The 12,922-nt window shown below is 66.5% G+C and carries 14 protein-coding genes; 3 read left to right on the forward strand and 11 right to left on the reverse strand.

The features are described 5' to 3' along the window. Positions 1-8: 8 nt before the first annotated feature. Together ACTG4X_RS12760 and ACTG4X_RS12765 are read left to right on the forward strand one after the other, a co-directional pair. Entirely contained in the window at positions 9-1,112 is a 1,104-nt protein-coding gene (locus ACTG4X_RS12760) for an ABC transporter ATP-binding protein (RefSeq protein ID WP_440533943.1), read from the forward strand. Between the two features lie 32 nt (positions 1,113-1,144). Next, on the forward strand, positions 1,145-2,197 hold the full coding sequence (locus tag ACTG4X_RS12765; protein WP_440533944.1) for an NAD(P)-dependent alcohol dehydrogenase: 1,053 nt from the start codon (positions 1,145-1,147) through the stop codon (positions 2,195-2,197). On the opposite strand, the gene ACTG4X_RS12770 is transcribed toward ACTG4X_RS12765, so the two are convergent. Continuing rightward, positions 2,184-3,089 carry a LysR family transcriptional regulator gene (locus ACTG4X_RS12770; RefSeq protein ID WP_440533945.1) on the reverse strand — a complete coding sequence of 302 codons (906 nt, stop codon included), beginning with the start codon at positions 3,087-3,089 and terminating at the stop codon, positions 2,184-2,186. The two genes, ACTG4X_RS12765 and ACTG4X_RS12770, sit on opposite strands and share 14 nt — an antisense overlap. A gap of 102 nt (positions 3,090-3,191) precedes the next feature. On the opposite strand from ACTG4X_RS12770, the gene ACTG4X_RS12775 reads away from it, so the two are divergent. Further along, on the forward strand, positions 3,192-3,947 hold the full coding sequence (locus ACTG4X_RS12775; RefSeq protein WP_440533946.1) for a sulfite exporter TauE/SafE family protein: 756 nt from the start codon (positions 3,192-3,194) through the stop codon (positions 3,945-3,947). A 7-nt stretch (positions 3,948-3,954) separates the two neighbouring features. Here the strand turns inward: ACTG4X_RS12775 and ACTG4X_RS12780 are convergent, their stop codons facing one another. From ACTG4X_RS12780 to ACTG4X_RS12825, 10 genes are all read right to left on the reverse strand, one after another. Continuing rightward, positions 3,955-4,434 (reverse strand): NUDIX domain-containing protein, encoded by a 480-nt coding sequence (locus ACTG4X_RS12780; RefSeq protein ID WP_256216920.1) that lies wholly within the window; start codon positions 4,432-4,434, stop codon positions 3,955-3,957. Further along, positions 4,434-4,883 (reverse strand): GatB/YqeY domain-containing protein, encoded by a 450-nt coding sequence (locus ACTG4X_RS12785; protein WP_093057879.1) that lies wholly within the window; start codon positions 4,881-4,883, stop codon positions 4,434-4,436. Before ACTG4X_RS12785 ends, ACTG4X_RS12780 begins: the two co-directional genes overlap by 1 nt. A 110-nt stretch (positions 4,884-4,993) precedes the next feature. After that, a complete protein-coding gene (gene rpsU, locus ACTG4X_RS12790) occupies positions 4,994-5,206 on the reverse strand; it encodes a 30S ribosomal protein S21 (protein WP_007833691.1) in 213 nt (70 codons plus the stop codon). Positions 5,207-5,317: 111 nt separating this feature from the next. Beyond that, positions 5,318-6,556, reverse strand: a complete 1,239-nt coding sequence (locus tag ACTG4X_RS12795) for an NAD(P)/FAD-dependent oxidoreductase (protein WP_307617113.1) — start codon at positions 6,554-6,556, stop codon at positions 5,318-5,320. Next, entirely contained in the window at positions 6,553-7,341 is a 789-nt protein-coding gene (locus tag ACTG4X_RS12800) for a YaeF family permuted papain-like enzyme (RefSeq protein ID WP_093177664.1), read from the reverse strand. Before ACTG4X_RS12800 ends, ACTG4X_RS12795 begins: the two co-directional genes overlap by 4 nt. Next, the gene (locus ACTG4X_RS12805) at positions 7,341-8,471 is read right to left on the reverse strand and encodes a sterol desaturase family protein (RefSeq protein ID WP_093177663.1); all 1,131 of its coding nucleotides are present in this window, start codon (positions 8,469-8,471) and stop codon (positions 7,341-7,343) included. Before ACTG4X_RS12805 ends, ACTG4X_RS12800 begins: the two co-directional genes overlap by 1 nt. Positions 8,472-8,535: 64 nt before the next feature. Further along, complete coding sequence (locus tag ACTG4X_RS12810; RefSeq protein WP_093057875.1) at positions 8,536-9,426, reverse strand: ABC transporter permease; 891 nt, start codon at positions 9,424-9,426, stop codon at positions 8,536-8,538. Positions 9,427-9,501: 75 nt separating this feature from the next. Beyond that, positions 9,502-10,419, reverse strand: coding sequence for an ABC transporter permease (locus ACTG4X_RS12815; RefSeq protein ID WP_093057874.1), 918 nt, complete (start codon positions 10,417-10,419; stop codon positions 9,502-9,504). Between the two features lie 16 nt (positions 10,420-10,435). Further along, the gene (locus ACTG4X_RS12820) at positions 10,436-11,704 is read right to left on the reverse strand and encodes an ABC transporter substrate-binding protein (protein ID WP_093057873.1); all 1,269 of its coding nucleotides are present in this window, start codon (positions 11,702-11,704) and stop codon (positions 10,436-10,438) included. Between the two features lie 70 nt (positions 11,705-11,774). Then, the gene (locus tag ACTG4X_RS12825) at positions 11,775-12,896 is read right to left on the reverse strand and encodes an ABC transporter ATP-binding protein (RefSeq protein WP_093057872.1); all 1,122 of its coding nucleotides are present in this window, start codon (positions 12,894-12,896) and stop codon (positions 11,775-11,777) included. Positions 12,897-12,922 lie beyond the last annotated feature (26 nt).

Consider the following 12,922-nt stretch of genomic DNA (forward strand, 5'->3'; position numbering starts at 1 on the left):
AGAACAACATGTCCGCAATCAGCTGTCACAACATCATCAAGCGCTACGGCGAAACACAGGTCGTGCACCAGTTCGACCTCGACGTGTCGGACAACGAGTTTGTCGTGTTCCTGGGCCCCTCGGGCTGCGGCAAATCGACCATCCTGCGCATGCTCGCGGGGCTGGAAGATATTTCCGACGGCGACCTGCTGATCGGCGGCCAGCGCGTGAACGACTTGCCGCCGCAGGAGCGCGGCATTGCCATGGTGTTCCAGAATTACGCGCTCTATCCGCACATGAGCGTGCGTGACAACATCGCGTTCGGCCTCAAGCGCCTGAAGGTGCCCAAGGCCGAGATCGATGCGCGCATCAAGGAGGTGTCGGACACACTGGGCCTGGAGCGGTACCTGCAGCGCAGGCCCACCGAGCTGTCGGGCGGCCAGCAGCAGCGCGTGGCGATTGCGCGCGCCATGATCAAGACGCCCAAGGTGTTCCTGTTCGACGAACCGCTGTCCAACCTCGACGCCAAGCTGCGCAACCACATGCGCATCGAGATAGCCCGGCTGCACCAGGCGCTGAAGACCACCACCGTGTACGTCACGCACGACCAGCACGAGGCCATGACGCTGGCCGACCGCATCGTGCTGCTGCGCGACGGGCGCATCGAGCAGGTCGGCTCGCCGCGCGAGATCTTCGAGCGGCCGCGCTCGGCCTTCGTGGCCGGCTTCATCGGCACGCCGCCGATGAACCTGGTCGAGATGATGGTGCGTGACGCCGATGGCTACTTCGAGCTGGCGGGCCGCGAGGGCACCGTGCTTGTGGACGCGCGCCGCTTTGCACTCGAAGGCCGCGAGCGCGTGACGCTGGGCGTGCGGCCCGCGCACCTGCAGGTCGACACGCAAGGCGGTCGCGGAGGGGGCTTTGCCGGCGAGGTGCAGCTCATCGAATACCTCGGCAACGAAGTGCTGGTGAGCTTCGGGCAGGGCGAGAGCGAAATCGCCGCGCTGATGCCCTCGGCCCAATGCCCGCGGCTGCGCGATGCGGTGCGTTTCGTGGCCGATCCGTTGCAGGTGCACCTGTTCGACATCGACACCGGTGCCTCGCTGCTGCGCACCGACACCCCTTTGCATTGACACCCCCGACACCCCTTCAAGGACGAAAAGAAATGAAAGCACTGGTTCTGGAAAAAGCGCACGAGCTCAGGCTGCGCGACGTAGACCTTCCCCTGGACATGGGGCCGCGCGACGTGAAGATCCGCATGCACACCGTGGGCGTGTGCGGCAGCGACGTTCACTACTACCAGCACGGCGGCATCGGCCCCTATGTGGTGGAAGATCCAATGATCCTGGGCCACGAGGCCTCGGGCGTGGTGGCCGAGGTGGGGGCGGAAGTCACGCACCTGAAGCCCGGCGACCGCGTATGTATGGAGCCCGGCATTCCGCAAATGGACTCGCGCGCCACGCTCGAAGGCATCTACAACCTCGACCCTGCCGTGCGTTTCTGGGCGACGCCGCCGATCCACGGCTGTCTTACGCCCTTCGTGGTGCACCCGGCGGCCTTCACCTTCCGCCTGCCCGACAACGTGAGCTTCGGCGAGGGCGCCATCGTCGAGCCGCTGGCCATCGGTCTGCAGGCCGCGAAGAAGGCGGCGCTGAAGCCGGGCGACGTGGCGGTGGTCATCGGCGCGGGCACCATCGGCGCGATGACGGCGCTGGCTGCACTTGCGGGCGGCGCGGCGCGCGTGATCCTCGCGGACCTCGTGCCGGAGAAGCTGGCGCTGTTTGCGGACAACCCGGCCGTCACCACGGTCGATGTGCGCAACACCAAGCTCGCCGACACCGTGAAGTCGCTGACCGACGGCTGGGGCGCCAACGTGGTGTTCGAAGCCAGCGGCAGCGCGCGCGCCTTCGACGACATCTTCGAGCTGCTGTGTCCCGGCGGCTGCCTCGTGATGGTGGGCATACCCGCTGCCAAGGTGGCCTTCGACATCGTCGCCATCCAGGCGAAGGAGGCGCGCATCGAGTCGGTGTTCCGCTACGCCAACATCTTCCCGCGCGCGCTGGCGCTGATCGCGTCGGGCCAGGTCGACGTGAAGCCCTTCATCTCGCGCACCTTCGCGTTCGAAGATGGCATCGAGGCCTTCGAGGAGGCCGCTGCGGGGCGCGCGACCGACGTGAAGATCCAGATCGAGTTTGGGGAGCCCGTCACTTCCTCGTAGCTTCTTCCGTAGGCGCGATCAGGTGCTCGAGCATGCGCCGGGCGTTGAGCGGCAGGTCTTCCGACGAGCGCACGCAGGCCATCAGCGTGCGCTCGGCCCATTTGTCGGCGAGCGAGGCGCGCGCGATCTTCATCGAGCGGGCGCAGCGCTCAGCCGCGGTCTGCGGCACGATGCCGACGCCAATGCCGTACTCCACCATGCGGCACACGGCCTCGAAGTTGCGCACGCGCACCCGGTAGGCCAGGTGCTTGCCCAGCGCACGCACATGCTGGGTGATCAGCAGCTGCAGCGCGCTGTCCGCGGGCAGGCCCACGAATTCGCTGTCGACCACGTCGGCCAGCTGCAGACGCCGGCGTCCGGCAAGGGAGTGGCCGCGTGGCATCACGAGCACGAGGTCGTCGCGGCGGAAGGGGTGGCATTCGAGGCCTTCGCTGTCGATGGCGTCCGAGACGATGCCGATGTCGCACAGGCCGGCGCGCAGCGCGTCCACCGTGTCGGGGCTGGGACGCTCCTCGAGGTCGACCGAGATGCGTGGATGCTCGGCGAGAAAGCGGCTCAGCACCTCGGGCAGGTGCTCGGTCAGCGCCGAAGTGCCGCACATGAAGCGCACGTGTCCCTTGAGGCCCTGGCCGTATTCGCCGAGTTCGCCGCGCAGCCGCTCCATCTGCTGCAGCACGACGCGCGCGTGGTGCAGCAGCGTGCGGCCGGCCTCGGTGGGGCGCACGCCCTGCGCGTGGCGGGTGAGCAGCGGGCTGCCGAGCGCGTCTTCCATGCCGCGCACGCGCTGGCTGGCGGAGGCCAGCGTCATGTGCGAGCGCCCGGCGCCTCCGGTGAGGCTGCCGGCTTCGACGACGTTGAGGAAGAGCCGCAGGTCGGTGAGATCGAATCGCATGGTTCGGCGGAGTGTGCACCAGGAGCCTCAGCCGCAGCCTGAGGCTACCTCTGCGAATGCCCGATTTCCAGAGGCCGGCTTCGTCGGCAGAGTCGTGTCCCGATGACGCATTCGATCGACACAACGAGTTTCTGGGCCGCCGCCGCGGCGGTGTACCTGCTGGCCGGGGTGATCAAGGGCGTGGTCGGCCTCGGGCTGCCGACGGTGTCGATGGCGCTGCTCGCGCTGTGGATGTCGCCGGTGCAGGCCGCGGCGCTGCTGATCGTGCCGTCGCTCGTCACCAACATCTGGCAGACCGGGCCGCGCGCGACCTTCATGCCGGTGCTGCGGCGCATCGGCGGCATGCAGGTGGGGGTGGTGATCGGCACGCTGGGCGGGGCGCTGTGGCTGGGCGTGCCGGCGGGGGCCTGGGCTTCGTTCGCGCTCGGGGTGGCGCTGGTCGTCTACGCGGTCTGGGGGCTGACCGGGCGGCAGCTTCACGTGACCGACGCGCAGGCGCGCTGGATGGGGCCGCTGGTGGGCATCGTCACGGGGCTGGTGACGGCGGGGACCGGGGTGTTCGCGGTGCCGGCGGTGCCGTACCTGCAGGCGCTGGGGTTCCAGCGCGATTCGCTCATCCAGGCGATGGGGATCTCTTTCACCACCTCGACGGTGGTGCTGGCCATCGGGCTGGTCGGGAACGGGGGCTATCCGATGTCGGCGATGGGCGGGTCGATCGCCATGCTGGTGCCGGCCATCGGCGGCATGGTGCTCGGGACCTGGCTGCGGCAGCGGCTGTCGGTGGCGGTGTTCAAGCGCTGCTTCCTGATCGGGCTGGCGCTGCTGGGGCTTTACATGGCCGCGCGCGCCGGGCTGTGAGCCGAAGTCAGGCTGCCAGCAGCAGGGCAGCGCGAACGCGCTCGATGGTCTGGCGGTAGGGCAGGGCGAAGTCATCGAGTGCATCGCCCGCTTCGAGCCAGCGGAACGCGAACACCAGGCCTTCCTCTTCAGGGCTGCCCGTGGCCATGTGCGTGAAGGTTTCAGGCAGGGCGCCTTGGGCGCGCATCAGGAACAGGTGCCACAGCTGCGGGTGGCGGTGCGTGTTGCCTTCGACGCCGGCTTCGCATTCGCGGTGCAGCGTGCCCAGCGATTGCAGCGGGCCGGTGTAGTCGAGGCCCGATTCCTCGAGCAGCTCGCGGCGCACCGCCACTTCAGGCGATTCGCCGGGCTCGATGGTGCCCTTGGGCAGCTGCATGTTGCCATCCTCGGGATGGCGGAACACCAGCAGCCGGCCCCGCGCGTCAACCATGCAGGCGCAGGCCTTGGGGATCGTGGCGGAGGGGCTGCTGCCGGTGCTGTTCATCATCAGGCGCCCGTCAGAGCGGCCTTGACCGCTGCGCTGACCTGGCCCATGTCGGCCTTGCCGGCGAGGCGGGTCTTGACCACGCCCATCACCTTGCCCATGTCGCCGGGGCCGCTGGCGCCCAGCTCGGCCACGATGGCCTTCACGGCGGCCACCGTTTCATCGGCGCTCATGCGCTGGGGCAGGTAGGCCTCCAGCACCTTGATCTCGGCAGCTTCCTTGTCGGCCAGATCGGGGCGGCCACCGGTGGTGAAGGCCGCGATCGAGTCCTTGCGCTGCTTGACCATCTTGTCGACGATGGCGACGACCATGGTGTCGTCGAGTTCCACGCGCTCGTCGACTTCCTTTTGCTTCAGGGCCGCGAGCAGCAGGCGGATGGTGGCCAGGCGCTCGGAGTCCTTGGCGCGCATCGCCGTCTTCATGTCTTCGGTGATTTGTTCTTTGAGAGTCATTCGGCAACCTTTCGGAAAAAACAAAAGCCGCGGCAGGTTTCCCTGGCGCGGCTGAGGCAACGGGGCGGCGGTGCTGACTTTCGTCTGGAGCCGGCCGCCCTGGGTGTTGCTTAGTACAGCTTCTTGGGCAGCTGCATGCTGCGCACGCGCTTGTAGTGGCGCTTGACCGCGGCGGCCTTCTTGCGCTTGCGCTCGGCGGTCGGCTTTTCGTAGAACTCGCGGGCGCGCAGGTCGGTCAGCAGGCCGAGCTTTTCGATGGTGCGCTTGAAACGGCGCAGTGCGACGTCGAAGGGCTCGTTTTCTTTAACGCGGATGGTGGTCATTGATGAATCGTTGAAATGAATTTGGCCTGGAGAGATCGAGGCCCCAAGCCGGGGTTCCTCAACTGAAAACTTTTTGCGGCCGTTGAGGGGAGGCCAAGAGTTAGCCCGCGATTATAGCGCGGTTGCGCACGCGTGGGCGCTCGCCCAGGCCCATTGGAAGTTGTATCCGCCCAACCAGCCGGTCACATCGACCACTTCGCCGATGAAATACAGGCCCGGCTGCTTCGATTCCATGGTCTGGGACGACAGGTCGCGGGTGTCGACACCGCCGGCCGTGACCTCGGCTTTTTTGTAACCTTCGGTGCCGCTGGGGGTGATCTGCCAGCGGGCGATGCGCTCCGACAGGGCCGCCAGCGCCTTGTCCGCAGCTTCGTTGACGGGGCGCTGCAGCGCCGGATCCTGCCCGACCCAGGCGTCGGCCAGCCGGGAGGGCACCAGCGTGGCCAGTTCGTTGGCGATGCGTTTCTTCGAGCGCAGCTTGGCTTCGCCCAGCGCCTCTGCCACGTTCACGCCGGGCGCGAAATCCAGCGTGAGCGGGGTGCCGGGCTTCCAGTAGCTCGAAATCTGCAGCACCGCCGGGCCCGACAGGCCTCGGTGGGTGAAGAGCAGGTCCTCGAGGAAGGCCATTTTTTCCTTCTTCGCCCCGGTCTCGATGCGCACCGGCAGCGCCAGGCCGGCCAGTTCGGCATACGGCGCCCAGCCTTCGCCGCCGAAGGTCAGCGGCACCAGTGCCGGACGGGGGGTGACGAGGCGCAGGCCGAACTGCTCGGCAAGGCGGTAGCCAAAGTCGCTGGCACCGATCTGCGGGATCGACAGGCCGCCCGTGGCCACCACGATCTTCGGCGTTTCGATCAGCCCGCGATCGCTCTCGATTTGATAGCTGCCAGCACCCGATCCATCGGCGTCAGCGCCAGAAAACGCAATCTTCCCGACCTTGCACGGCTGCCACCGCTCCACCCCACCCGCCGCGCATTCCGCCAGCAGCATGTCGACGATCTGCTGCGACGAGCCGTCGCAGAACAGCTGCCCCTTGTGCTTCTCGTGGAAGGCGATGCCGTGCTTCTGCACCAGCTCGATGAACTGCTGCGGCGCATAGCGCGACAGCGCCGAGCGGCAGAAATTCGGGTTGTCGCCGATGAAGTGGCGCTGCGGTGCGCGCACGTCGAGGTCGCGGTTCGTGAAATTGGCTCGCCCGCCGCCCGAGATGCGGATCTTCTCGCCCACCTTTTCGCTGTGGTCCACCACCAGCACCCTGAGCCCGCGCTGGCCCGCCACGCCGGCGCAGAACAGCCCGGCAGCCCCGGCGCCGATCACGACGACGTCGAAGCGCGATGAAGCGGCCGCGCTCAAGGGCCGTCTGCCGCGAGCAGCGGCGGCGGGTTGTATTTCAGGTGGCCCACGTAGCGCAGCGGCTGCGTGGCGGCAATGGAGGGCACGTCGCCCTCGCGCATGTGCAGCAGGTCGGACGGGCTCACCCAGCGCGGGTCGGCGCTGGTGATCGGCAGGCCAGCCTGTTTGTAGGCCTCGAGCACGAACTGCGAGCAGAAGAACTGGTCGTCGCGGCTCGCACCCAGCTGCACCATGGCCATGCCGCTCACGCAGTAGTTGCTGACCGCGCTTGGCACCAGCGGTAGTTCGCACAGGCGCCGGTTCAGCACGAAAGGCGCGTTCAGCAGCACGCCCACGGTGTTGTAGCGCGCGCCGACCTGCGACAGCGCCCATTCGCGCATGCGCCCGGCACCGGCTTCGTCGACGCCCGGCACGCGAAAGGCCACCACCATCTGCTCTTCATCGACCAGATCGGCCAGTGGCCGCGCGCGCACGCCGGTGCCCACGGCTTCGGCGATCTGGCCGTCGCCGAGGTACAGCACCGCGTGGCTCACCGGCGAGAAGGTGCCCAGCCGGATGCCGAAGGAATTCACCGTGGCGATGGAGGTCAGCAGGATGTCGCCGGGCTCCAGTGCGTCGGCCGCGATGAGTTCGCCGCCGTTGCCCGGCGCGATGACCGAGCTCTGCACCCGTAGGCGCAAGCCGGCATCCTTGGTCGGCAGGTCGATGCGGGTGGCGCAGGCCGTGAGCAGCAGGGCTGCGCCCGCGGCAACGACGACCGCGGCGGTCTTGAACGCGGCGCGCATCAGCCCTTCCAGATGAACGGAAACTTCAGCTGCTTGAAGAAGCCGTTGGGCACGTAGTCGCCCAGCACGCCGTATTTTTCGGGCCAGAGCTTGGTGCTCTTCACCGCGGTGCCGAAGATGTAGTCGAGAAAGGCGTAGTGCGCCGCGTAGTTCTTGTCGAGTGCTTCCTGGTCCTGGCTGTGGTGCCAGTGGTGGAAGTTGGGCGTCACGATCAGGTAGCGCAGCGGACCGAGCCGCACGCTCACGTTGCAGTGGTTGAACACCGCCTGGAAGCCGACCACCACGATGTAGGCGTCGATCACGTCCTTGCTGAAGCCCAGCACGTAGATGGGCGCCAGCACCAGCGTGCGCGTGATCAGCAGTTCGAGGATGTGCTGGCGCGAGCCCGCCATCCAGTCCATGCTCTTCACGCTGTGGTGCACCGCGTGCAGGCGCCACAGCACCGGCACCTCGTGGTAGGCGCGATGCGTCCAGTACTGCACGAGGTCGGCCACCAGAACGATCAGCAGCAGCCCCGCCCAGAACGGCAGGTTGCCCACCCAGCCACGAATGCCGTCATTGGCGGCCCAGCCGAAGAGCTTGTGCACCATCAGGTTGGTGGCCAGCAGCACGAAGCCCACGATCATGTGGTTCACCACGAAGTGATGGAAGTCGGTCTGCCACTCTTCGCGGAACACGGGCTGGTCTTTGCGCAGCGCAAAGAGTTTCTCGATGAAGATGAAGATCAGCGACGAGCCCAGCAGGTCGAGGATGAACCAGTCGAGCCCGATGTACGGCGTGTTGTCCGCGAAGTCGTGCACCGGCACCTTGTGCCCGCCGAGCAGCGCCGACGCCACCACCAGCAGGAACGCCGCCGACGAGAGCCAGCGCGAGCGGTTGAAGATGATGTTGACCAGCGACAGCCCACCCGCGATGACCAGCGCCGCCAGCAGGATGTAGCGCATCACGTCGACGTTGTAGCTCTTGCGCAGTTCGGGCGTGGTGAGGTACTGCGGAAAGTGGAAGGCCAGTACGCCGAGGAAGCACAGGATGGCCAGGCTCAGCGCGATGGTGCCTGTGACCAGCCCTTGGCCACGGCGCAGTTCGCCGTGGTTATGGGTGAATTCGTTGAGTTTGTCGATGTCCAGCATGCCCGCCTCTCTCGCTTGTACTTTGTGTTGGAGCGCGATTTTAGAGGCGGCTGTAGGAAAAATCTCACCTGGGCCGCACAGCCCTGCGGCGCAGCAGCGCGGCCGAGCCCAGCGCCACGGCCATCACGAGCAACGACACGACGGTGGTCACCGTGCCCAGCGCATAGATCGACGGCGTGGTGACGGTCGACGTCAGGCCCTGCAGCTCGAGCGGCAGCGTGTTGACGTCGCCGATGGCCTGCGAGGTGCGGGCGATCTCGTCCCACGACAGCGTGAAGCCGAACATGCCGATGCCCACGATCGACGGGCCGATCAGCGGCAGCACCACGAAGCGAAAGGTCTGCCACGGCGTGGCGCCGAGGTCGCGCGCGGCTTCTTCGTAGGCGGGGTTGAAGCGGTTGAACACCGCGAACATGATGAGCAAGCCGAAGGGCAGCGTCCAGGTCAGGTGCGCGCCGAGGGCGGAACTGAACAGGCCCAGCGCGGTGCCGTAGCCTTCGAGCAGCGTGGTCGCGTCCATCGCCGTCAGCACGCTCTTGATGCCCGTGTCGATCAGCCGGAACTGCAGGCCGATGCCGAGCGAGATGATGATCGACGGCATGATGAGGCTGGCCACCGTGACGAAGAACAGGGCGTTGCTGCCCGCGAGCTTCTTGCGGAACGCCAGGCCCGCCAGCACCGACAGCACGACAGTGAAGGCCATCACCACCGCGCCCAGCGCCAGCGAGCGCCTGAAGGCCGCGCCGATGTCCACTGTGCCCAGCCCTTCAGCCAGCTTGTAGAACCAGTGCAGCGAGACGCCGCGCAACGGGAAGGTGAGACCGCCCTCGGGGCCCTGGAAGCTGAGCACGAAGATCGTGATCATCGGGCCGTAGAGGAACAGCACGAACAGGGCGAAGACCGTAGCGAGAGGCCAGAAGCCAGGGCTGCGTTGTTCGCCTATGCGTTGGCTCATTTGTATTTTTCCTTCAGGGCGTGAGCGCGCCCCGAACGACGCACCCCAAACAGAACGGAAGAATCCAGGTTCACCCTAGAGCTCCTTTCGAATGTCGACCAGCCGCGTCAGCCCCCAGATGATCATCAGCACGACAGCCAGCAGGATCATCGCGTTGGCCGCAGCCAGCGGAAACTGCAGGTACGAGGTCTGCACCTGGATGATCTTGCCGATGGAGGCGATCTGCTGGCCGCCCATCACGCCGATGGTGACGAAGTCGCCCATCACGATGGTGATGACGAAGATCGACCCGATCAGGATGCCGGTGCGCGACAGCGGCACCACCACGTTCCACAGCGTTTGCCAGCCCGAGGCGCCCGCGTCGCTGGCTGCTTCGAGCAACGAGCGGTCGATGCGCATCATGCTGTTGAAGATCGGCACGATCATGAACATCGTGTAGAGGTGCACGAAGGCCAGCACCACCGAGAAATCGGAGAACAGCAGCCACTCCACAGGCTGGTTCACGAGGCCCAGGCCCATGAGCGCCTGGTTGACCAGCCCGTTGCGTCCCAAGAGCGGCACCCACGAGATCATGCGGATCACGTTCGAAGTCCAGAAGGGCACCGTGCACAGCACGAACAGCACCGTCTGCATGGTCGACGAGCGCACGTGGAACGCCAGGAAGTACGCAACCGAAAAGCCGATCAGCAGCGTGATGCCCCACACCAGCACGCAGAACTTGAACGTGCTCAGGTAGGTGTTGAGCGTGACGCACAGGTCGCCGTTATCGGTGAGGCGCGAGCAGCCCTCGAACAGGCTCAGGTAGTTGCGCAGCGTGACCGCAGGGATCAGCTCGTATTCGTTGAAGTTCCACAGGCTGACCATCGCGACCAGCGCCAGCGGAACCAGGAAGAACAGCAGGAACACCAGCGCGAACGGCGCCGCCTGCCACCATGCTTTCACAGCATGGATGGGCGTGGTGGCGACGGACGCGCTGGTCGAGGGGGCGCTCACAAGCTCAGGTCGAAGGTCAGGCCGCGACGAACTCGTTCCACTTGCGGACCATGTACTCGTTCTCGTCCATCACGGCGTTCCAGCAGGCGATGCCGCCCATGCGCTGTTCGTAGCTGCCGCCGTCGCGCACCGAGCCCGCCTTGGCGATCACGTCGCCCTGCGGGCTCTTGATGTCCTGCGCGGCGGGCTTGCCTTCCATCCAGTAGGCCCACTCGTAGGCTTCCATCTTGGTCTTGGCGGTGTCGAGCACGGCGCTGTAGTAGCCCTGGCGGTTGAGGTACGCACCAGCCCAGCCGTCGAGGAACCAGTTGATGAACTCATAGGCGCCGTCGAGCTTCTTGCCCGAGAGCGTGGCCGGCAGCCCGAAGCCCGAGGCCCAGGCGCGATAGCCTTCCTTCAGCGGCTGGAAGGTGCAGTCGATGCCCTTGCTGCGCACGGCCGTGACGGCGGGCGACCACATCGACTGGATCACAACCTCGCCCGAGGCCATGAGGTTCACCGACTCGTTGAAGTCTTTCCACAGCGCGCGGAACTGGCCGGCCTTCTTGGCTTCGATCAGGGTCTTGATCGTCAGGTCGATCTCGGCCTTGGTCATGTTGCCCTTGTCGGCGTACTTGTGGATGCCCTTGGCCTCCACCACCATCGCGGCGTCCATGATGCCGATCGACGGAATGTTCAGGATCGCGGTCTTGCCCTTGAACTCGGGGTTCAGCAGCTCGGCCCACGAAGAGATCGGGCGCTTGATCAGGTCGGGCCGGATGCCCAGGGTGTCGGCGTTGTAGGTGGTCGGGATCAGCGACATGAACTGCGTGGCCGACTTCGCGAAGACCTTGCTCTTCTCGCCCTCGAGATAGATCACCTTGACCGGCGCCGTGCCCTGGCTGCCGACCTTCTTGCCCGCAACTTCGCCCTTGGTGAAGAGCGAGGTGATCTTGTCGGCGTTCTTCACGCGCTTGGTGTCGATGCCCTTCAGGTTGCCGGTCGGCACGATCTTCTTGAGCGAGAAGAACTCGGTATCGATCAGGTCGAAGCTGTTGGGGGCGGTCACGGCGCGCTTGGTCACGTCGTCGGTGGTCACGGCCACGTACTGGATCTCGATGCCGGTGTCGGCCTTGAATTTTTCGGCAATCGCCTTGTCCTGGTTCACCGCGGTGCCGAGGTAGCGCAGCACGATCTTTTCCTGCGCATGTACGAAGGGCGCGATGCCCGTGGCCAGGATGCCGGCGGTGCCTTGCAGGAGGGTGCGGCGCTTGACGCCGTTGGACGAGTCGATGGAATCGGTCATGGCTGAGTCTCCAGAGAAAAAAGTGGAAAGAAACGAACGCAGGAAAAAGAGAAGCAGGTTGCGGATGCGCTCACAGGGTCATGGCGAGCGCGGCCGTGTCGTCGCGCTGGCGAGCCCCGGCGTTGGCGGGCGCCGAAGCCCGCTCGCCCGGCGGCTTGACGCCGGGGCCGAGCACGCGCGCGTCGGCTTCGGCCCATGAGAGGCGCACCGCCTCGCCGTGCGCATAGGGGCGCGCGAGGAAAGCGGCTTCGCCGAGCAGCACAGAGACGTTCTGGCGCCCGGCGGCAGCGCCTTCGAGCGCCAGGCCGAGCAGCACGTAGGTGCCCTGGTATTCGACGTCGGTAACGGTGGCGGCAAGGGCAGTGCCAGCCGCGTCGCCCTCCGAAGCCGCGGCGATCCGCATGCGGTCGTTGCGCACCGCGATCGGGCCGGCCGGCGTGTCGAACACGTTGTGGCCGCCCATGAAGCGCGCCACGAACTCGCTCGCCGGGTGGTTGTAGACCGCGTGCGGCGAGCCGACCTGCTCGATCACTCCGTGGTTCATCACCACCATGGTGTCGGCCAGCGCCATCGCCTCTTCCTGCGAGTGCGTGACGTGCACGAAGGTCAGGCCCAGTTCCTTCTGCCAGCGCCGCAACTCGGCGCGCATCTGGATGCGCAGGAAGGGGTCGAGCGCCGACAGCGGCTCGTCGAGCAGCAGCACGCGCGGCTCGGTGATGAGTGCTCGCGCCAGTGCCACGCGCTGCTGCTGGCCGCCGGAAAGCTCACCGGGCTTGCGGTTGGCCAGGTGACCCATCGCCACGCGTTCGAGCAGGTCGTTGGCACGCTTGTGGCGCTCGGCCTTGCCGACGCCTTTCATCTTGAGGCTGAAGGCCACGTTGTCGGTGGCCGAGAGGTGCGGGAACAGGGCGAAGCTCTGGAACATCATCGCCGTGCCGCGCGCGGCCGCGGGCAGGTCGGTGATGTTGCGGTTGTCCAGCAGGATGTCGCCGCTGGTGACGGACTCGTGGCCCGCGATCATGCGCAGCGTGGTGCTCTTGCCGCAGCCCGACGGGCCGAGCAGGCAGCAGTAGCTGCCGCTGGCAATGCGCAGGTCTATCTGGTCGACGGCGGCCGGTGTGCCGGGGGCATAGCGCTTGGTGAGCGCGACGATCTCGACGGCGGCGGGTTCGGGCGTGGCGACGGCATTCATTGCCGGTGGCTCAGCACGATCCATGC

This window comes from Variovorax sp. YR566 (assembly GCF_051992195.1).
In the GTDB taxonomy this organism is placed as follows: domain Bacteria; phylum Pseudomonadota; class Gammaproteobacteria; order Burkholderiales; family Burkholderiaceae_C; genus Variovorax.

Bases quoted from the DNA above. Each gene is read 5' to 3' on its own strand.
- ACTG4X_RS12760 (WP_440533943.1), top strand. From the start codon at position 9: ATGTCCGCAATCAGCTGTCACAACATCATCAAGCGCTACGGCGAAACA.
- ACTG4X_RS12765 (WP_440533944.1), top strand. From the start codon at position 1,145: ATGAAAGCACTGGTTCTGGAAAAAGCGCACGAGCTCAGGCTGCGCGAC.
- ACTG4X_RS12770 (WP_440533945.1), bottom strand. From the start codon at position 3,089: ATGCGATTCGATCTCACCGACCTGCGGCTCTTCCTCAACGTCGTCGAA.
- ACTG4X_RS12775 (WP_440533946.1), top strand. From the start codon at position 3,192: ATGACGCATTCGATCGACACAACGAGTTTCTGGGCCGCCGCCGCGGCG.
- ACTG4X_RS12780 (WP_256216920.1), bottom strand. From the start codon at position 4,434: ATGATGAACAGCACCGGCAGCAGCCCCTCCGCCACGATCCCCAAGGCC.
- ACTG4X_RS12785 (WP_093057879.1), bottom strand. From the start codon at position 4,883: ATGACTCTCAAAGAACAAATCACCGAAGACATGAAGACGGCGATGCGC.
- rpsU (WP_007833691.1), bottom strand. From the start codon at position 5,206: ATGACCACCATCCGCGTTAAAGAAAACGAGCCCTTCGACGTCGCACTG.
- ACTG4X_RS12800 (WP_093177664.1), bottom strand. From the start codon at position 7,341: ATGCGCGCCGCGTTCAAGACCGCCGCGGTCGTCGTTGCCGCGGGCGCA.
- ACTG4X_RS12805 (WP_093177663.1), bottom strand. From the start codon at position 8,471: ATGCTGGACATCGACAAACTCAACGAATTCACCCATAACCACGGCGAA.
- ACTG4X_RS12810 (WP_093057875.1), bottom strand. From the start codon at position 9,426: ATGAGCCAACGCATAGGCGAACAACGCAGCCCTGGCTTCTGGCCTCTC.
- ACTG4X_RS12820 (WP_093057873.1), bottom strand. From the start codon at position 11,704: ATGACCGATTCCATCGACTCGTCCAACGGCGTCAAGCGCCGCACCCTC.
- ACTG4X_RS12825 (WP_093057872.1), bottom strand. From the start codon at position 12,896: ATGAATGCCGTCGCCACGCCCGAACCCGCCGCCGTCGAGATCGTCGCG.